The following is an 18876-nucleotide window of genomic DNA, read 5'->3' on the forward strand; positions in this document are numbered from 1 at the left end:
CGCGCCGACCGGCGGTCCGCCGGAACCGGTGCGGAGGCGGTGCGGCAGGCGGCTCGGGGCCGTCAGGCGAAAGCGTGGGGGTCGAGGGGCTCGTCGTCGCCGAATCCCGCGTCCCGGAGGAGAGTCCGGACATCGTCGCGCGCCGTGGGATCCGAGTCGTACCCGAAGGTCAGCGGGATCAGCTCCGGATCAAGGACGCGTACGACGTGCAGGTCCGGTCCTCCGGAGGGGAAGGTGTACCAGCAGGCGTGCTCGCCGATCGGCCCGGGCGCGTCGGTGGGGGAGGGGAACGGGAAGGCGTCGAGGTCGAGTTCCGGGCCCTCGGTCATCCAGTCGAGCTTGGGACGCCACCGGGGCTGGTTGTACAGGCCCGCGTGGTCCGGCGGCCGGAACACCTCGGTGACGTCGATGTCCAGCTCGATGGGGTGGCGGGTCTGCAGGATGGCCTCGGTCGCGGCCTTGGCGACCGCGCTTTCGAGATCATCGGCCGCGGCGGCCCCGAGGGCGACCGCGCGCGCTGTGTCGGCGCGTACGAGGACGACCGGGACGCCGGTCGGGCTGGGCAGGACGAGCGCGTGTGCGGACGCCAACCCGGCCAGGTGGTCCATCAGTTCGCGTGCCTCTCCGCGCAGGGAGGAGCGGCGGATCCGGGACGGGGGCCGGGCGGGGCCGGTGAACCGTGCCCGCTGGAAGGCGTCGCGCTCCACGAGCTCCAGCCATGCGCGGTGGCGGGCTCCGTCATGCGTCGGATAGGCCGCGACCCCGTTGGAGGAGACCGCCGAGGGGCTCAGCCAGGAGGGCACGCGGGTGAACGGGAAGAACACCAGGGCCGCGGGGATCCAGACGGGGCCGCTCCGGTCCTCGCCGCGTACCCACCACTCCGGGCCCGCCGGGTCGAACGTGTCGAGGCCGAGGCGATCGCGCTGCGGCGGCGCGTAGTCGATGATCGATCGCGGGTCCAGCCAGGGCCCCGACAGGTCGCGGGCCGAGGCCAGCAGCAGGTCATCGGCGGGGACGTCACCGGCCGCGAAGCGCTCGGCGCCCTCGGCCTGGCATTTGGCCTCCGCGAGCAGGGGGTCGGTGGCGATGCCGGCCGCCCGTGGGTAGCCGTTGCCGCGCAGGGTGTCGCGGTCGGCCAGCTCGGGGAAGTTCGTGAGGTTCGGGAAGGCGCTCCAACCGCTGACCACCGTGATCGTCCGGGCGGCGGTGATCTGCCAGCGCTCGCTGGGCGTGCTCGCCGTCACGCTCAGCCTTCCGGCGCGCGCGTTCCAGATGTCGCCCGGCTCCCGGACCACGCCGGTCGTCGACCCGGTGCGCAGATCGATGGCGCGGGGATGGTCGCTGAGGGACGCCGCTCGCCGGGCCGCCTCCAGCGCTCCGGCGTCGGGGCGGTCGCCCGCTATGGACAGGTCGCGGCCGGCGGCCAGCCGTGCGTAGGCCTGGCACCGGTCCAGACCCCGCAGCCGGGAGACGAAGACCCGGAACGCGGCCCGGGCCAGCTCGGGTTGGTCACCCGGCCAGAAGGCTTCGTCCGCGGTGTATACGAGTGTTCCCGCCGCCAGGAGGTCGGGATGCCGCAAAACGTCCGCCAACGCGGCGGTGTCCGCGACGAGGGACGGGGGCTCCCACGCGGCACCGAGGAGGCCGGCCGCCTCCAGCCCTTCGGCGATCGCCCCGGCGTCCTCGCCGACGAGATCGGCGAACCGCTTGACGCTGTGGTGCAGCGCCTCGCACAGGGCCGCCGGCGGATAGGCGCCGTCCAACTCGATGTCCGCGCGCGTCGCCCCGTCGATGACGGCGACATGCGACGGTTCGGCGGCGACGAGCACCCGGGAGTTGAGGAAGTCGGTCACGGGGCGGCCACGACCAGGAAGAGCAGCGGTACGGCCGGACCGGTCAGCAGAGCCTGCACCGCCCGGTCGTTGAAGCCGCCGACCGGCCGGACCGCGAGGCCCAGTGCCGTCGCGGCCAGGCTGATGTGGTGCATCGCCGCCCCGCATTCCATGAGGGCGAACCGCCAGCCGCGGTCGCCGTACTTGTGGACGGTCCGGGTCGGGTCCGCGGCGATGAGGACGGCCGCGGCGCCCAGGCCGAGGGCACGCGACACCCCCGGTTCGGGCCCGAACAGCCGGGGCAGCTCGGTGGCGTCGATCGTGCCGACTTCGAGGACCGCGGCGCGGTCGTGGTCCACCGCGAGGATCCGGCGCGGCGCCCCGGCGTCGTCGGCGCCGATGACCCAGAAGTGCAGCGGGTAGAGGGCTCCGCCCGAGGCGACGGCACGGTGGCCGTCCGGATGCGGCCGGTAGGCACCGTAGGCCAGCCCGATCGCGGCCTCCAGGCTTGCGAGGGGGCGCGGGACCACCGAGCCGAGATCGGCGGACCGCCGGCGTGCCGCCAAGTCGTCGATCCGCCCCGGGTCCTCGACCGGCTTCGCGTCCTGCGCGGGCTCTCCGGGCACGGCCATTCTCGGCATGTCGTAGGCCTGGAACGGATCGTGGCCCGGGGGCAACCGAAGAGGACTGGACGAGGAGGCGTGAAAGCGCAGCCAGCTGTCCCGGCCGCCGACGACGGCGCCGATCTTTTCCAGCGCGGTGAGCAGTTCCTGGGCGGGATTCGGCAGGTCCGCCGGCCCGGATCCATCCGCCGCCGGCTGGGTCAGACCGCGGACCAGGGACAAGATCTGCTCGATCTCGTCCCTGGTCCCGTCGATCCGAACCTCTCCTCCCGATCCTCGGATCAGGAGGTGGTCGACATTGTCCGTCAGATTCCCGACGAACGTTGGAAATGCCACTGTCGTAAGGCCTCAGCTCAGCGGGGGGCGCAGTTCGTCAAGAAGGCCGTCCGCCGCCGCGGTGGGGGCCTGACGGCCGGCCGCGCAGTTGCCGGAACAGAAGAGACAATACGAGAGGTCATTGCTGGGTGCGCACTCGTCGCAACCGCACTGGCTTTCCTTCTGATGTTCCAACCACAGATGGGAGTCGGCTAGCGGGGCCGTCTCCTGCTGGTGCTGCCGGACCACAGTGATCTTCATCCCTGCTCCTGTCACGTTGGCTGGGCAGTCACTCTAGGGTCGGTAAGACGGCCGCACAAGCCTCATATGCCGGTGGACTTTGACCGCTCGGGACCGACGCCAACTCCATTGTCGGCGGCGATTGAATGCCTGAATGCGGGGCTATCTTGACCCCGAATGGTTAATTCGGAGCCGCCGAGGTTAATTCGTGATGTCGCGCCCGGCGCCGCGATCGGGCGCGGTCATGTCCCCCGTCCCGGGGGTGCCGTCGGCGAGTCCGTAGCGCAGGTGGACGGTGCCCTTCGGACTGGCCGCAGGCGGCTCCAGGAGCGTGAGGTTCGTGGGCACGGCGCCGCCGTCGAACACCTTCTTCCCGGTGCCGAGCACGATCGGGTGCAGCCAGAGGTCCAGACGGTCGAAGAGCCTCTCGCGCAGGAGGGTCTGCACGAAGTTCAGGCTCCCGACGACCTTCACCTGCTCGTGCCGGTCGCGGATCTCGCGCACCGCGCCTGCCAGATCCGGGCCGAGCCGCGTGGACCCGGCCCACGAGAGGTCGGGCCTGCCGCGCGAGGCCACGTACTTCGGGACGCGGTTGAAGAGCGTGGCGATGTCGTCGTCCTGGCCGCCCTCCTGATGCGGCCAGTAGGCGGCGAAGATGTCATACGTCCGCCGGCCGAGCAGCAGGGCGTCCGTCCCCTCGTACGCGGCACCGACCTGCGCCCCGGCGACCTCGTCCAGCAGCGGCGCCTGCCACCCCCCGAAGGAAAACCCCACCGGGTCCTCCTCGGGCCCGCCGGGCGACTGCCCGACGAGGTCGAGGGTCGCGAACATCTCGATGTGGATGAGTCCCATGCGTCGCTCCCGACGGGTCGGTTTCCTGCGGTCAGAAGGTAGACCCGCCCGCGCCCGCGGACTCATCGCCGCGCCAGCACCCGACCAGGTCCGGCACTTCGCGGCGGAGTCGGCCGACACGGAGCTTGAGGCGCTGCCGGAGATATTGAGCCGGTGGGCCACAGCCGTGCGGTCTTGACAAGCCCCGCCACCGGGCACGTACGTTCGTTCCGCACCGTCAACAGGCATCACGCATCACGCGGCCGGGGCGCCCGCCCGTGGCCGCAGAGCGTCGTCCGGTCTTCGGGGTCGGGCCGATCGGAGTCGTCGTGAGGGCATCGCGCGTCGTGGCGGTCGGGGTCGCGGTGCTGCGGCCCGGCTGGACGAAGCGTCGGCACGTCGATCTGTGCCGGACCCACGCCACGCTCTGTCGTTGACGATCCGCCGTCCCTGACGGCCCCGCACCCTTCACCCCTCCGCGCGTTCGCGCGCGCTCGGCGGCGGCCTGCCCGCTCGGCTCCGGCCGCCGCCCGCCTCCGCCGTGGCAGACGGCGATCCTGAGCCATGTGACGCCACCGGCGCCGTCGCCGCCGGTGGGAAGGGACCACCCGTGAGCGCGAAGCTTCCCAGGACACTGAAGACCGTGACCGGAGCCGGCGGTGTGTCGGAGACGTACGACCTGGCCGTCGATCCGGAGCGGTCCACCCTGGACACCGCCGTGCGGGTCGCGGCGCTCGCCGAGGCGGCGCGGATCGACGCGCTGTTCACCGCCGACCTGCTGAGCTTCGGCGCACAGGGGGCGATCGGCTCGCAGGAGCCGCTGGTGTTCGTGTCGGCGCTGAGCGCCGTGACCTCGCGGATCGGCCTGATCGCGACCGTGTCCAGTACCTTCCACCACCCGTACAACCTCGCTCGGCTGTTCGGCACGCTGGACCACGTCAGCAACGGGCGGGCCGCGTGGAATCTGGTGACGTCCTCGCTCGGCGAGGAGAACTTCGGTCCCGGCGGACTGCCGAGCCCCGATGAGCGCTACGCGCGGGCCGCCGAGACGATGGAGGTCGTCAACGCGCTGTGGGACAGCTGGCAGCCGGGCGCGCTGACCCGTCGGCCGGACGGCACGGCGGTGCTGGACCCCGCCAAGGTCCGGCCCATCGACCACACCGGCCGCTACTTCTCGGTGGCCGGCCCGCTCAACATCCCGCCGCTGCCGCAGCGCCGCCCGGTGCAGTTCCAGGCCGGGCAGTCCGACGCGGGCCGGACGCTGGGCGCGCGGTACGCCGAAGTGGTGTTCACCTCGCTGCCCACGCTGGATACCGCGCTGGACTTCACCCGCAAGATCCGCGGCCAGGCCGAGGAGTTCGGCCGGCCCGGCGGACTGCCGCTGATCTTCAGCTCCTTCCACGCCACCTACGGCGCGACGGAGGAGGAGGCACGGCGGCTGGTGCGCGAGCGGCGCGCGGCGATCGACTTCGAGCGCGGCCGGGCGCAGGTGGCCGACATGCTCGGCGGTGACGTCGACCTCTCGGAGCTGCCGCTGGACGCGAAGCTGCCGGAGAGCCTGCTGCCGGACGTCACGACGGTGAACCGGCGGCGCGGCCGCGTGGACATCTTCGCCCGATACGCGCGGCAGGGCTACACGTTGAGGGAGCTGATCGTCGCCGCGCAGGACACCGGCCACTGGGCGGCAGCGGGCACGCCGGAGCAGCTGGCCGACGCGGTGGAGGAGCGCTTCCGGGCCGGTGTGCTCGACGTCATCACGCTCGGCGGCCTCGCCGACCCGCGCGAGCACGACTTCGCCGTCAACGGACTGCTGCACGAGCTGCGCAAACGGAGGATCGTCGCCGAGGACTACGCCGGGACGACGCTGCGCGAGAACCTCGGCCTCGAACTGCCGCCGGACGCCGGCTGACAGTCAGCCGGTCGGCGGGGGCGGCGGGGCGGCCGGTCGGCGGTCGGCCGGGCGGCCACGGCAGCCGCCCGGTCAGTCGAGGGTGATCCGGATGCCGACGGTCCCGTCCGCGCCCCGCCGCAGGCGGCTGCCCAGGAGGGTGAGCCTTCCGAGCAGTCCGTACTTGCGGCCCAGGAGACCGCGGTAGTGCCGGGTCCGCTCGCCGTCGAGTATCTCCGCATGTCCCGGGACCGGCTCGCCCGAGGGGTTGCCCCGTACGTCGCAGGCGGACACCAGGACATCGGCGCGGTTGCGGAGCCGCTTGACCTTGCCGGAGGTGGCGACCGTCCAGATACCGAGGGCGTCACCGTCGCGGATCACCCATACCGGGGTCGGGACCTCGCTGCCGTCCCGACGGAAGGTGGTGATCAGAACGTACTTGCCCGAGGTGAGGTGTTCGAGGTCCGCCCGGCCAGCTGTCATGGCGGAAGGCTATGCCAAAAACCGCTGCCCGCAATGGAGTTGAGCCCCGCACCGCGCGGGTCGGCCCCGCTCACCGCGTCGGCGCCGCCGGGAGCCGGCTTCGGGCTCCCCGCTCCCGCCCCGCGGGAGCGGAGAACGCCCGCGGGGCGACCGCGTGGGCATCGGTCTTCACCGCCGGGAGCACGCCGCCCTCATGGTCACCGAGTACGACGCGTTCGGCCGGAAGGGGCGCGGGGCCGGTCGCCCCGGCGCCCCGGGAATGGTGACTCCTCTTCCTCCGTCAGGCGGGTTCTTCGACGGCGGCTTCCCGCGCGGCGGCTTCCTTGTCGGCGGATTCCTGGTCGGCGGATTCCTCGGCTGCGGGTTCCTCGATGATGCGGGAGTCGGTCAGGCTCAGCGCGCCGCCGGCCGCGATCAGTCCGACGACGACCGCGAGCAGGGCGTAGGTGATCCGCTCGCCGTGGAAGAACGACGCGACGAGGCCGCTGCTCCAGGTGCCGGCCGGGAGCCGCGTGGTGACCAGCGCGGCGATCAGGGTGCCGACCACAGCGGTGCCGACGCTGGAACCGACCTCCTGGGCGGTGTCGTTGAGGGCCGCACCGATGGAGGTGCGGTTGCTCGGCATCGCGTCGACGAGGGCGACCGCGCAGATCGTCATCACGGTGCGCAGCCCAATGGTCATGAGCACCATGCAGACGGCGATGGCGGCGTACCCGTGGTCGACGCCCCAGGAGAGACCCGCCAGCGAGCCGGCCAGACAGGCCGCGCCGGTCAGGCAGGCGACGCGATGGCCGAACCGGCGCGCCAGCCACTCGGACAGGGGGGTCGCGGCGAGCATCGTCACGATGATCGGCAGGTTGGCCAGGCCGGCCCGCACCGGGCTCCACCCATAGGCGTACTGGAAGTGGAGGATCAGCCCGAACATCACGCTGGCCATCGCTATGGACGTCCCGATCTGGGCGATGGCGGCGCCGCGGACCGTGCCGTTGGAGAAGAGGCCCAGATCCAGCATGGGCGCCGGGCTGCGCCGCTCGTGCCGCACGAACGCGATCGCCGCCGCGACGGCCCCCACGATCGACCCGAGGGTGATCGAGGACAGCCAGCCGCGGTCCACACCGCTGGTCAGCGAGTAGCAGGCGAGCCCGATGGCACTGACGCTCAGGACGGCGCCCGGCAGGTCGAGCGTGTCCTTGGTCAGGTCCTCCGGCCGGTCGGCCGGGACGCCGAGCCGGACGCCGAGGCAGGCGATCGCCGCGATCGGGGCGTTGACGACGAGCAGCCACTCCCACCGCACATGGGCCAGCGCGGTGCCACCGAGCAGCGGTCCGAGGACGAAGCCGGACATGCCGACGACGATCATCACCGTCATGGCCCGCATCCGCAGGGCCTTGTCGTCGAACAGGCGGAAGACCAGCGAGTTCGTGATCGGTGCCATCGCCGCGGCGGCGATGCCGAGCGCGGCCCGCAGGGCGATGAGCTCGCCCGCCGTGGTGACGAGGATGACGCACAGGCTCAGCGAGCCGAACACGGCGAGTCCGACCAGCAGCACCCGGCGGCGGCCGAGCCGGTCGGCCATCGACCCGGCGGTGAGCAGCAGGCCGCCGAAGGTCAGCGAGTACGCCCCGGTGACCCACTGCAGCGCGGTCGTCCCACTGCCGAGGTCCCGGCCGATCGTGGGCAGCGCGATCGACAGCAGCGTGTTGTCGACCATCTCGACGAAGAAGGCCAGGCAGAGGGCGGCCAGCGGAATCCACGCCGCGCGCAGGGACGGATAAGTGGGTGACGGGGTCGGAAGCGTGGCGGTGGTCATGACAGTCCTCCCATCGAACGTCGTTCGGCTATCGAACAACGTACGATAGGTTAGAATAGAACATGGTTCGATACGGTGCAAGACGCGAGGGGATGTGAGCCATGGCACGCCTGCAGAACCGCTCGAGCGAGGGACGCCGACGGGCTTCGCACTCGATGGAGTCCGTCCTCGCCGAGGCGGTGGCCCTGCTCGACGAGGCCGGGGTCCCGGCGCTGACGTTCCGGGCGCTCGCGCAGCGCCTCGGCGGCGGCGTGGCCAGCATCTACTGGTACGTCGCGAGCAAGGACGAACTGCTCGACCGCGCCACCGACCATGTGATCGGCACGGTGCTGGCCGATGTCGAAGGACTTCCGGTCAGCGGCGACCCGATCGACGACCTCCGCGCGATGGCCGTGACGCTGTTCGACGCGATCGTGGACCGGCCCTGGCTGGGCGCCTACTTCATGCGCAACATCGATGTCCAGAGCAACTCCCTGCGCCTGTACGAGCGGCTCGGCCAGCAGACCCTCCGCCTCGATCTCAGCGCGCGGCAGCGGTTCCACGCCGTGTCCGCGGTCGTGGGGGTCGTCATCGGCTCCGCCATGGACATGGGCCAGGAGCCGCCCCAGGAGGTCCTCGACGGCGCCGTCGACCGCGACGAGTTCCTCGGCCGCTACGCCCGGGCCTGGCGGGAGCTCGACCCCGGGGACTTCCCCTACGTCCACGAGATCGTCGACGAGTTCGACGGCCACGACGACGTCGACCAGTTCCGCTCCGCCCTGGACCTGACCCTGACGGGCCTCCGCCTGCAGGCGGGAGCCTGAGCGGTTCGGTCCCCGCAGCCTCGGCGAGTGGGCAACGGCGCCCCCGGCGCGGCGGGAACGGCCGCTCAGACGGGCGTGGAGGTACGTCAGCTGGAGGAATCCGGGGCCATCCGCCGTTACCGGGCGCTGACCGATCCGGCCGCCGACACCCCGTGACGCGTGCCCCGCCCGAGGCGGATTCCGCGCGCTCGGGTTGGCCGAAGGTGTCCTGGCGGACCCGTGACCGGCGACCGTACGATCGTCCCCATCGGGAGAGACGGGGCCGTGTATGTCTTCCGCATCAAGAAAATTGGTGACGGCGCTCACCTGGGCCGTCGACAACATCGAGCTCCTGCTCGCCGTGGTCGGTTCGGCGACGGTCGCCTTCATGGACCTCTTCGGCGACACCATCGGTTTTCGGGCGACCTCCGGCGCGACCGTGCTGGTGCTGGGTGCCATCGCCGCCGGCTCCCTGCGGGAGCGTCACCGCGATTCGAACCTCGCGGAGGCGGTGTGGAAGGTCCAGCGCACCTTTGAGGGAATGGAGATGGTCAGATCACTCACCGGCGGTGAGATCGGCAGGGAACTGCGGGAAGCCCGCGAGCAGACCGATTTCTGGGCTTTCAAGGGCGGTACGGGTACCTACCTCCGCGCCATGACACTGCCGAAGTGCGTGGAGCGCGCCAGGGCCGACCGCTCGAACCTGACCTTCGACATCGACATCGTCGATCCGAGCGACGATCGCGCGTGCGCCGCGTACGCCCTGTTCCGCGAGTCGTACGGAACCGCCGGCGGATCGTCCGATCCGGAGCACTGGACGCCGGAGCGGACGAGCAAGGAGTCGTACGCGACCATCCTCGCGGCCCGCTGGCACCTCCAGCGCCTGCCCGGGATGGCCATCCACCTCTACCTCTCCTCGACGGCACCGACCCTGCGGTTCGACGGCTCGCATTCCTGTCTGATCATCACCCAGGACGACCCCGCGCGACCGGGACTCCTGGTGACCAGGAACCACCCGCTCTACAGGTACTACATCGTGGAATTGCAGCAGAGCCGGAACCAGGCCAGGAATATCGAACTCAGCTCCGCCCGGTCCCTGGACGAGGACCCGACGGTCGACCAGACACGGGCCTTCTTCGCCGAACTCGGCCTGCCCCTTCCCTCCTCCTTCTCCGACACCGACGTGGTGCAGATCAAGACGAAGGCCCTGCGCCCCGAGAATCCCTACCCGAACTGAGAGGCCCAACTGCGTGGTGCCATGGACTCCACAGCCTCGATCGACTTCGACACCCTGCACGGCATGCTCCGGTCCGGTCCGGCACGCGCGGCGGCCAGCGGCCTGGCCGTCGCGGCGCTCCGCGACATCGCCGACGGTCGCCGGGAACTGCCGGCGATCCGGCACCCGCTCGGCTTCCTGTGCCTGCCTCTCGTCAGGGACGGCCTCAAGGGGGTGTGCGTCCACCTCTTCGACGGCGGGTCCGGTCCCGGGCCCGAGCCCCTCGTCCACGCGCACAGCTGGGCGCTCACCAGCCTTGTCCTCCACGGCCGGGTGACGAACCTGTCGGTGCGGGTGCGGGACCGCCCCGCCGCTCCGACCCATCGCGTATTCGAGGTGCACAGCGAGCCGGACGGTGCCGATGAGGTGCGCCCGACCGCACGCCTGGTGCACAGCGAACCGCTGGACCTGCGAAGGAACGGCAGCGGGGAGGTGTACACCGTCCAGCCGGGTGAGTTCCACGCGACCATGGTGGAAGGCGGCCGGCCGGCGGCCACACTGGTGCTCGGCAGGAGCCTGCCCGGTCGTACGGACCTCTCCCTGGGGCCGCTGCACGGCGGGGGGCACCGATCGGTGCGGGGAGCCTGCAACCGGCCGGAGACCGTGTCCGCGGTACAGACCGCCCTCAGGAGGATCAATGCCCGGGACGACTGATCCGGATGGCTACGGATGGTACGGCCGTGAACTGCGGGTGGCGCGGGCCGCGGCTGAGGAGGCCGGAGAGATGCTGCGCGCCCGTTTCAACGACGTGTGGGAGGTGCGCCCCAAGGGCGACGACGGGGACGTGGTGACGGAACTCGACCTGGCGGCCGAGAGGATCGTCCTCGGCAGGCTGCGAGACGCTTTCCCCGGCGACCGGATCTGGTCGGAGGAGGCCGGGGTGCTGGACGGCTCCGCCGCCCGGACGTGGCTGGTGGACCCGCTGGACGGGAGCAACAACGTCGCCATCGGCCTGCCCGTGTACGCGGTGGGCATCGGGCTGTGCGTCGACGGCATGCCGATGGTGGGCGTCGTCCACGAGCCGCATACCGGCTCCACCTGGCATGCGATCCTGGGCGGAGGCGTCTTCCAGGGGGCGCGGCCGCTCGATCCGCCGCCGCCGTCCTCGTCGTCGGGACTGGTGGTGGCGTGGACCCAGGGACACGCGGTGTCCCGGGATGATGTCCCCGCCGCCGAGCTGCGCGGCGTGCTGGAGCGCCACACCCGGCGCGTGCTGCCGCTGTGGGCTCCGCTGCTCGGCTGGACGATGCTGGCCCGCGGAAGCATCGACGGGTTCGTCGGCTACTGCGCCGAGGCGGTGGACTTCCCGCCCGGCGCCCTGCTGGCCATGGAGGCGGGGGCGGAGTTCCGGACGTTGCTGGGCGGCCCTTTCCGTGTGGGCTTCAGCGGACCGGACTCCACCCGCTGCTTCGTCGCCGGCCGCCCGGGGGCGCTGGAGCGCCTGGTGGAGCTCACCTCCGGTGTCATGGCCGGACGCACGGTGCTGCCGACGGGGTGAACCCTTCCGGTCACAGCGCGAGCGGCACCGCGGTCAGCGGGTGAGGATCAGGGCGCCCGTGGCCGCCGCCGTCCCCGTGACGGCCAGCACCAGGCTGGACACGGTGAAGCGCGCGAGGGGCACCCGCACCCCGTAGCCACGGCAGCGCTCGAACCACAGCAGGGTGGCCAGCGATGCCCAGGGGGTCACCAGCGGGCCGACGTTGGTGCCGACGAGCAGGGCCAGCAGCTGGTCACGGTGCCCGGTGGGGATCGCAGCCTCCCCGGCGAGGTACACCGGAAGGTTGTTGAGCCCGTTGGAGAGGCCGGCGCCGACCGCGGCGGAGCGGAACATGCCGCCGGCTCCCCCGCCCGTGCCCACCGCTCGGGTCAACAGGTGGTGCAGGCCATGGGCGTTGACCGTCTCCACCACCAGGAACATGCCCGGCACCATCAGCAGGAGTCGCCAGGGTACGAGGGACGGTGTCAGTGCGGCGGGCCGCCGGACCGCGAACGTGGCGGCCACCACGAGCGTCGCGGCCAGTGAGTCCGCCCACAAAGGCACCGGTGCGGCCAGGATGAGCAGCAGGAAGCCGGCGCAGGCCAGCGCACAGGTCCGGAAGAGCACCCGGTCGGCGGGACGGAACGCCGAGGGAGGCCGGTACGCGTCGGCGCCGCGGCGGCCCCGGCGCCAGTAGAAGGCCCACAGACACGCGGTCGTGGCCGCTGTCGCCGCTGCCTGCGGCGCCCACATCCTGGCCGCCAGACCGCCGGCCGACAGCCCGACACGGTCCGCGGCGAGGAGGTTGGTGAGGTTGGAGACCGGCAGCAGCAGGCTGGCGGTGTTGGCGAGCCAGACCGTGGTCATCGCCAGGGGCACGGGCGCGATCCCCACCCGGCCCGCCATGGCCAGCATCACCGGGGTGAGCAGTACGGCCGTGGTGTCGAGGTTCAAGATCGCGGCGGTCGCGGCGGCGAAGACCACGCAGAGGCCGAACAAACGCGCATAGCTTCCTCTGCCGGTCCGGGAGATCCATCCGGCGACGAAGTCGAACACCTCGGCCTGACCGGTGAGTTCGGCCATCACGATGACGGTGGCGAGAAAAGCCAGCAGGGGCGCCGTGCGTCGTGTCACCTCCGCCGCCGCGTGCGCGGGGAGCAGGCCGGTGGCCACGCAGCACAGCCCGCATAAGAGCAGTCCGAGGGCGAACCAGTCGAGGAAGTGCACTCGTTTGGGTGACAGCACGGCGACAGGTTCGCACATCGATGGCCCGCGGAAGAAGGCTGCCCTTCCTCCGCCCGAAGCCGCCACAGGAGAGAAAGCCCTGATCGGTGACGTACTGATGCGCCGTCACAATCGGGTCCGAGTTGGCCGGTTGTGCACCGGTGCGTGCACCTGCCGGACTCCTACCATGACAGGATGCAGAACGCCAGCGAGGACCCGGCAGACCGTGCGGTCAGCTTCTTCATCAGCTACTCCCCGGCCGACGAGCCCTGGGCCGCGTGGATCGCCTGGACGTTGGAGGAGGCCGGATACCGCACGGTGATCCAGGCCTGGGACTTCGTGGCGGGCACCAACTTCATCGACTACATGGACCGCGGCGTCAGCGAGTCGGCCGCGGTCATCGCGGTGCTGTCCGGCCACTACGCCGGCTCCCGGTACGGGCGCATGGAATGGCAGGCCGCCCTGCGCGCCGAGCCGGACCAGCCCGAGCGACGGCTGCTGACCGTGCGGGTGGACGAGTCGCCCGTGGAGGGGCTGCTCGCCACCATCACCTACGTCGACCTCGTCGGGGTCACGGACCCGAACACCGCCAGCGGCATGCTGCTGACCCGTATCGAGCAGGCCATCGACGGCCATGCCCGCCCCTCCAGCGGTCCCACCTACCCGGGCGGCGGGCCGGTCTCCCCGACCGCCGCCGGGGCCCTGCCGCGCCAGGAACGGCAGCGGGCGCCCGGGCGTACCGGATGGGTCGGGCGGCGCCGTCCGAACGCGACCCCGCTCTATCCCCTGGCCGCCCCCGCCGGCGCGCGCCAGGACGCGGTGACCGTCCTCCACCTGGCCGGACCCGAGTTCGGGCGCGGACACGATCCGGAGGAGCTGCGCCGCGACATCCAGGGCGACCTGATCGAGCTGCGGGACGCCGGGGCCCCGCAGCCCGACCTGGTGGTGGTCAGCGGCGACCTGACGGCCTCGGGTTCGCCGCGTACCTGCGAGCAGGCCCTGGCCTTCCTCACCGGCCTGCGGGCCCAGCTGAATCTGCCACCCGGGCGCCTCCTCATCGTCCCCGGCAACCAGGACGTCAACAGCGCGGCCAGCCAGGCGTACTTCCACACCTGTGAGGCCGACGAGGAACGGCCGCAGCCGCCGTACTGGCCGAAGTGGCGCCATTTCAGCCGCCTGTTCCGCGAGCTCTACCAGGGCATGGACGCGGTCTTCGACAGCGACCAGCCCTGGACGCTCTTCCCGGTGCCCGAACTGCGCACCGTGGTCGCCGGGTTCAACTCGTCCATCGCCTGCACCCACCGGCTCGAAGACCAGTACGGGCAACTGGGTCGGGCCCAGGCCACCTGGTTCGCCGAGGCGTTGCGCGCCTACGAGGACGAGGGGTGGCTGCGGGTCGGCGTCATCCGCCATCCGCTGCTCGACCGAGGACGAGCCGGCAGCGGCGGGCCCGGGCCGCTCCGTGACACCGATACCTTCCAGCGGCTGCTCGCTCCCCGGCTGCACCTGCTGCTGCACGGCCCGAGCGGCGACCCGCGCGCGACCGGCGCGGAGCCCGGCCATGTCCTGCTGCCCGGGGCGTCCGGCGACCTGCCGCTGTTCGGTGCGGCCGCCCCGGCCCGGTTCACCCTGCTGCGCGTCGGCGCCGAGGGCGTCGAGCGGTGGACACCGCAGGGCGACGGGCATCCGGCGGTGTTCCCGGTCCATTGGCGCTCCGCGCCCCGGCTGCCCGGCGAGCCCGACAGCGCCGAGTCTCCGGCGCCTTCGGACGAGCCGACCGACAACCGCGTGGTCGCCGACCCGGGCGTGCTGCTGGCCGAGCGCGTCAAGGACGTGCTGCGGGTCCGTCAGCAGGGTGTGCGGCTGCGCGACGTCCACCGGACCGCGCCGGAGGACCTGGCCCAGGTCTTCGCCTGGTGGGACGAGGAAGGAGTGGTGCGGTTGCAGCGCATCGCCGTCCACCCGGGCACCCCCGACGCGGGGGAACTCGAACGTTTCCTGGTCCAGGTGCACGCCGACGACCCCGGCACCGAGGCAGAACTCGTCTTCAGCGGCCGTCAGCCCGACGCCGGGCTGCGTGAGCGGGCCGCGCGCGGAGGAGTGCGGCTCCGCAGCTTCCTGGAACTCCAGGGACTGCTCGACCTGCGCGAGTACGTCGCGGCGCAGACCGCCGAGCTGGAGAGCAGCCAGGCCTACGCTCCGGACCAGTACCTTCCGCAGCGCTTCCGCGACGAACTGCGGCTGGGCAGCGAAGAGCAGAACGACCTCGTGGAGGAGATGCTCCACCTGCTGGAGACCGACCAGGGCCGCGTCATCCTGCTGCTCGGCAACTTCGGCCACGGCAAGACCTTCGCGTTGCGCGAGCTGGCCCGCCGTATCCCGCAGCGACTGCCGCACCTGGTGCCGCTGCTCATCCCGCTGCGCAGCCTGGACCGTTCGCACAGCCTGCTCGGTCTGGTGGCGGCGCACCTGGCCAACCACGGTGTCGACGTCATCGACCTGCGCGCGCTGAAGTACATGCTCGGCCAGGGCCGGGTGGTCCTGCTGTTCGACGGCTTCGACGAGCTGGTCAACCGGGTCAGCTACGAGCGGGCGGCCGACCACCTGCAAAGGCTGCTGAACGCGGCGGTGGACCGGGCCAAGATCGTGGTGAGCGGCCGTACCCAGCACTTCCGTTCCCGGGAGCAGGTGCTCACCCCGCTCGGCGAACGGGTGGGGCTGCTGCCGCAGCGCCGGCTGCTGTCGGTGGAGGGCTTCGTCCCCGACCAGATCCACCGCTTCCTGGTCAATCGCTATGGGAAGGCGGGAATCGCCGACCGCCGCTTCGAACTGCTGCGGGGGATCCCGCAGCTCCTCGCGCTGTGCGCCAATCCGCGGCTGCTGAGCTTCGTGGCCGAGCTCGAAGAGGAACACCTGGGCGCCGTGGCCGGATCGGGCCGGACGCTGAGTGCGGCCCGGCTGTACGAGGACATCTTCAGCAGCTGGCTGCGCCACGAGGAGCAGCGCGGCCAAGGCGGTCCGGGTGCCGCGCCCGGCCTGGAGCTGGAGCAGCTGTGGACCGTCGTGACCGCGATAGCGCTGCGGCTGTGGGAGACCGGCCAGAGCAGCCTGCGTCTGGACGAACTGACCGACATCGTCGCCGGCACCTTCGGGCGCTGGGACGACAGCGGGCTGTTCGCCCAGGAGACACAGGCCGTGGGGGCGGGCACCCTGCTGGTGCGTGTCGACGACGGCATCTTCCACTTCATCCACGAGTCGGTGATCGAATGGCTCGTGGCGCGGGAGGCCGCGCTGCGACTGGCACGGCAGGACGACACCCTGCTGAGCCTGCGGGAACTGCCCACGCTCGCCGTCGAGTTCTTCTGCGATCTCGCCGACCGGGACGTGTGCGCCGCCTGGGTGCGGCGGACGCTGGAGAAGCCCGGGGAGGGAGTGACGGAGGTCGCCCGTACCAACGCCTACCGGATCAACAAGCGAATGCGCGTGCATGCCGAGGCCGATCTGCGCGGGGTCCGCTTCTCCGGCGACGACCTGTCCGGACGCGATCTCTCCGGCCTGGACCTCACCGGCGCCAATCTGACCGACGCGCAACTGATCGGCACGAACCTCTCCCACGCGGTGCTCCGCGACGCGCGGTTGAGCGGGGCCCGGCTCGACGGCGCCGATCTGCGCGGCAGCGATCTGCGGGGCGCCGACCTGCGCCGGGCGCGGCTCCTCTCGACGGACCTGCGCGGAGCACGGGTCGAGGGCAGCCGCTGGCGCCGCGCGGTGCTCATCGACGCCGACCTCGACGAGTCGGCCCGCTCCTCGCCGGAGCTGGCCACGGCGACGATCGCGCCGGACGTACCGCTGGAGACGGCCTTCCGGCCGGCCGCCGTCAGCGTCCCCTACGGCTTCGACATGCGCACCGGCCGGCTGCCCGAACCGATCGCCTACAGCCCGGACGGCGAGCTGCTGGCGGTCGGCAGCGAGGACGGCAGTGTGCTGATCTGCGCGCCGGAGAACGGCGAGGCGTTGCGCGCGCTCCACGGCCACCAGGGCCGGGTGTACGCGATCAAATTCCGCGCCTCGGTGCTCGCGACGGGCAGCGCCGACGGGACGGTCCGGCTGTGGGACCCGGTGACGGGCCGGTGCCGCTCCGTGCTGCGGGTGCACAGCCGCGGGGTGTGGCCGGTCTCCCTCGACGAGACCGGCGGTCTGCTGGCCACGGGAGACCCCGACGGTGTGGTCAGACTGTGGGACACCGCGGCGGGCACGCTGCTGCACTCCCTCCCGGGCCACACCGCGCCCGTCTACACCGCCGTCTTCAGCCCGGACGGACGCACCCTGGTCACCGGCGACGCGGGCGGCGCGGTACGGCTGTGGGAAACCGCCACCGGCCGGCGCATGTTCGAGATGGGCGGCCATCAGGGGGCGGTGTACCGGGTGCGCTACAGCCCCGACGGCAAGCTGCTGGCCACCGCCGACCAGGGTGCGGGCGATCGTGGCACGGTCCGGATCTGGCGGGCCTCCGACGCGGTCCTGCTGCATGAGCTGACCGGCCACACCGGCAGGGTCTACACGCTCGACTTCCACCCCGACGGCGACCTCCTGGTCAGCGGCGACACCTCCGGCCGGGTACGGCTGTGGAACCCGGGGTCGGGAGCGCCCGGGCAGCCGCTGGAGCAGGGCTCCGGTCCCGTGTACCAGGTCGTCTTCCGGTCCGACGGGCGGCAGCTCGCCGCCTGCGACAGCGACGGCGCGGTACGGCTGTGGCACGTGGCCGCGGGCCGGGGCGGCTACGAGGCGACCTTCGCGAGCCTCCAGCCGACCGCCCACCAGGGGTCGGCGTGGGCGTGCCGGTTCCGCCCCCACGACAGCCAGCTCGTCACCGCCGGCGGCGACGGGCTGGTGCAGATCTGGGACGCCGAGACAGGGCAGGGCAAGCGGATCCTGCGGGGGCACGGGAGGCGCGTCAACGCGGTCGCGTTCGGGTCCGACGGATCCCGGCTGGCCAGCGGCGGCAGTGACGGCGTCGTACGGCTGTGGGACGTACGCACGGGCCGGCGCCTCAACGAGCTGACCGGGAGCGGGGACCGCCTGGTGTCGGCCGTGTTCAGTCCGGCCGGCCCGGTCCTCGCCACCGCGGCCAGCACCGGTCACGTGTCTTTGTGGAACGCCGAGAGCGGGGCCTTCCTGCGCGAGCTGGACGTGGAGACCGATCACACCTGGGCGGAGGCCTTCAGCGCGGACGGCGACATGATCGCCACCGCCAACGACGACGACACGGTCCGCCTGTGGTGGCGTGGGACCGGCTCCCACGTCACCAGACTGGCGGGGCATCAGGGGCGGGTGCGCTCCATCTCCTTCGCCTCGGACGGCGCCACTGTCGCCACGGGCTGCGACGACGGACGCGTCCGGGTGTGGAAGGTCGAGGACAGCGGGGACAGCAGCCTGACCGCGACGCTGTCGGCCCACACGGATCGGGTCTACGCCGTGGCCTTCGGCTCGGACAGCTCGTGGATCGGCAGCGCTTCCTGGGACGGTACCGCTGTGGTGTGGCGGGGCCAGGAGGCCAGGCACGTCCTGCGCGGCCACACCGGCAAGCTGTGGACGGCCGCCGCCCATCCGTCGCGGCCGCTGCTGGCCACGGCGGGCGACGACCGCGTCATCCGCCTGTGGAACGCGGAGAGCGGGCAGCCCGGCCCCGTCCTCACCGGTCACCGCGGCCGGATCTACTCGCTGGCATTCAGCCCCGACGGCTCGCTCCTGGCCAGCGGCGGTGACGACGGCACGGTCCGGATGTGGCGGTTCGACGAAGTGGCCGACAGCGGCTCCGGGACATCGTCGCCCGCGCTGAAGGCCACCTTGATCGGTTCACCCGGCGGCTGGGCGGCGCTCACGCCGGACGGCGGCTACAAGTCCGAGGGAGAGGTGGACGGCGAGTTCTGGCACGTCGTCGGAATGGCGCGGTTCGCCCCGGGCGAGTTGGACCATCATCTCCCCGGCGCACGCCGGCTGGCCCTGGGCGAGGAGTTGTGACCGACGGGCCGGGTGCCGCTCGGTGGCACCCGCGCCCCGCCCTCCGGACGCGCCCCGGAAACCCGCTTGGCGGA

Annotated in this window: 13 protein-coding genes; 6 read left to right on the forward strand and 7 right to left on the reverse strand. The window is 72.1% G+C overall.

Translation table 11 applies throughout. The features are described from left to right. Positions 1 to 62: 62 nt before the first annotated feature. The 4 genes from ACFO3J_RS23505 to ACFO3J_RS23520 all read right to left on the reverse strand — a co-directional run bounded on the left by ACFO3J_RS23505 (position 63) and on the right by ACFO3J_RS23520 (position 3862). Positions 63 to 1853: a YcaO-like family protein gene (locus tag ACFO3J_RS23505; RefSeq protein WP_386432508.1), complete on the reverse strand. Its 1791-nt coding sequence runs from the start codon at positions 1851 to 1853 to the stop codon at positions 63 to 65. After that, on the reverse strand, positions 1850 to 2791 hold the full coding sequence (locus ACFO3J_RS23510) for a nitroreductase family protein (protein ID WP_386432511.1): 942 nt from the start codon (positions 2789 to 2791) through the stop codon (positions 1850 to 1852). Before ACFO3J_RS23510 ends, ACFO3J_RS23505 begins: the two co-directional genes overlap by 4 nt. Before the next feature lie 12 nt (positions 2792 to 2803). After that, the gene (locus ACFO3J_RS23515; protein WP_386432514.1) at positions 2804 to 3031 is read right to left on the reverse strand and encodes a hypothetical protein; all 228 of its coding nucleotides are present in this window, start codon (positions 3029 to 3031) and stop codon (positions 2804 to 2806) included. A gap of 180 nt (positions 3032 to 3211) precedes the next feature. Further along, positions 3212 to 3862 carry a dihydrofolate reductase family protein gene (locus ACFO3J_RS23520; RefSeq protein ID WP_386432517.1) on the reverse strand — a complete coding sequence of 217 codons (651 nt, stop codon included), beginning with the start codon at positions 3860 to 3862 and terminating at the stop codon, positions 3212 to 3214. 589 nt (positions 3863 to 4451) lie between these two features. On the opposite strand from ACFO3J_RS23520, the gene ACFO3J_RS23525 reads away from it, so the two are divergent. Next, positions 4452 to 5750, forward strand: a complete 1299-nt coding sequence (locus ACFO3J_RS23525) for an NtaA/DmoA family FMN-dependent monooxygenase (protein ID WP_386432520.1) — start codon at positions 4452 to 4454, stop codon at positions 5748 to 5750. Positions 5751 to 5822: 72 nt separating this feature from the next. Here ACFO3J_RS23525 and ACFO3J_RS23530 read toward each other — a convergent pair whose 3' ends face one another. Then, positions 5823 to 6212, reverse strand: coding sequence for a PPOX class F420-dependent oxidoreductase (locus tag ACFO3J_RS23530; RefSeq protein WP_386432523.1), 390 nt, complete (start codon positions 6210 to 6212; stop codon positions 5823 to 5825). A 280-nt stretch (positions 6213 to 6492) separates the two neighbouring features. After that, the gene (locus ACFO3J_RS23535; RefSeq protein ID WP_386432526.1) at positions 6493 to 8022 is read right to left on the reverse strand and encodes an MFS transporter; all 1530 of its coding nucleotides are present in this window, start codon (positions 8020 to 8022) and stop codon (positions 6493 to 6495) included. A 155-nt stretch (positions 8023 to 8177) separates the two neighbouring features. On the opposite strand from ACFO3J_RS23535, the gene ACFO3J_RS23540 reads away from it, so the two are divergent. The 4 genes from ACFO3J_RS23540 to ACFO3J_RS23555 all read left to right on the forward strand — a co-directional run bounded on the left by ACFO3J_RS23540 (position 8178) and on the right by ACFO3J_RS23555 (position 11578). After that, entirely contained in the window at positions 8178 to 8825 is a 648-nt protein-coding gene (locus tag ACFO3J_RS23540) for a TetR/AcrR family transcriptional regulator (RefSeq protein ID WP_386433072.1), read from the forward strand. A gap of 268 nt (positions 8826 to 9093) precedes the next feature. Beyond that, positions 9094 to 10041 (forward strand): hypothetical protein, encoded by a 948-nt coding sequence (locus ACFO3J_RS23545; RefSeq protein ID WP_386432528.1) that lies wholly within the window; start codon positions 9094 to 9096, stop codon positions 10039 to 10041. Between the two features lie 21 nt (positions 10042 to 10062). Continuing rightward, a complete protein-coding gene (locus tag ACFO3J_RS23550) occupies positions 10063 to 10734 on the forward strand; it encodes a hypothetical protein (protein WP_386432531.1) in 672 nt (223 codons plus the stop codon). Beyond that, the gene (locus ACFO3J_RS23555) at positions 10718 to 11578 is read left to right on the forward strand and encodes an inositol monophosphatase family protein (protein ID WP_386432534.1); all 861 of its coding nucleotides are present in this window, start codon (positions 10718 to 10720) and stop codon (positions 11576 to 11578) included. Before ACFO3J_RS23550 ends, ACFO3J_RS23555 begins: the two co-directional genes overlap by 17 nt. Positions 11579 to 11611: 33 nt before the next feature. On the opposite strand, the gene ACFO3J_RS23560 is transcribed toward ACFO3J_RS23555, so the two are convergent. Then, positions 11612 to 12802, reverse strand: a complete 1191-nt coding sequence (locus tag ACFO3J_RS23560) for an ArsB/NhaD family transporter (RefSeq protein WP_386432537.1) — start codon at positions 12800 to 12802, stop codon at positions 11612 to 11614. Between the two features lie 174 nt (positions 12803 to 12976). On the opposite strand from ACFO3J_RS23560, the gene ACFO3J_RS23565 reads away from it, so the two are divergent. After that, a complete protein-coding gene (locus ACFO3J_RS23565) occupies positions 12977 to 18802 on the forward strand; it encodes a WD40 domain-containing protein (RefSeq protein ID WP_386432540.1) in 5826 nt (1941 codons plus the stop codon). Positions 18803 to 18876 lie beyond the last annotated feature (74 nt).

The sequence above is a fragment of the Streptomyces polygonati genome (assembly GCF_042650325.1).
GTDB lineage: Bacteria > Actinomycetota > Actinomycetes > Streptomycetales > Streptomycetaceae > Actinacidiphila > Actinacidiphila polygonati.

Coding starts and splice junctions, on each gene's coding strand:
- ACFO3J_RS23515 (WP_386432514.1), bottom strand. CDS start 3,031: ATGAAGATCACTGTGGTCCGGCAGCACCAGCAGGAGACGGCCCCGCTA.
- ACFO3J_RS23520 (WP_386432517.1), bottom strand. CDS start 3,862: ATGGGACTCATCCACATCGAGATGTTCGCGACCCTCGACCTCGTCGGG.
- ACFO3J_RS23530 (WP_386432523.1), bottom strand. CDS start 6,212: ATGACAGCTGGCCGGGCGGACCTCGAACACCTCACCTCGGGCAAGTAC.
- ACFO3J_RS23535 (WP_386432526.1), bottom strand. CDS start 8,022: ATGACCACCGCCACGCTTCCGACCCCGTCACCCACTTATCCGTCCCTG.
- ACFO3J_RS23540 (WP_386433072.1), top strand. CDS start 8,178: ATGGAGTCCGTCCTCGCCGAGGCGGTGGCCCTGCTCGACGAGGCCGGG.
- ACFO3J_RS23545 (WP_386432528.1), top strand. CDS start 9,094: ATGTCTTCCGCATCAAGAAAATTGGTGACGGCGCTCACCTGGGCCGTC.
- ACFO3J_RS23550 (WP_386432531.1), top strand. CDS start 10,063: ATGGACTCCACAGCCTCGATCGACTTCGACACCCTGCACGGCATGCTC.
- ACFO3J_RS23555 (WP_386432534.1), top strand. CDS start 10,718: ATGCCCGGGACGACTGATCCGGATGGCTACGGATGGTACGGCCGTGAA.
- ACFO3J_RS23565 (WP_386432540.1), top strand. CDS start 12,977: ATGCAGAACGCCAGCGAGGACCCGGCAGACCGTGCGGTCAGCTTCTTC.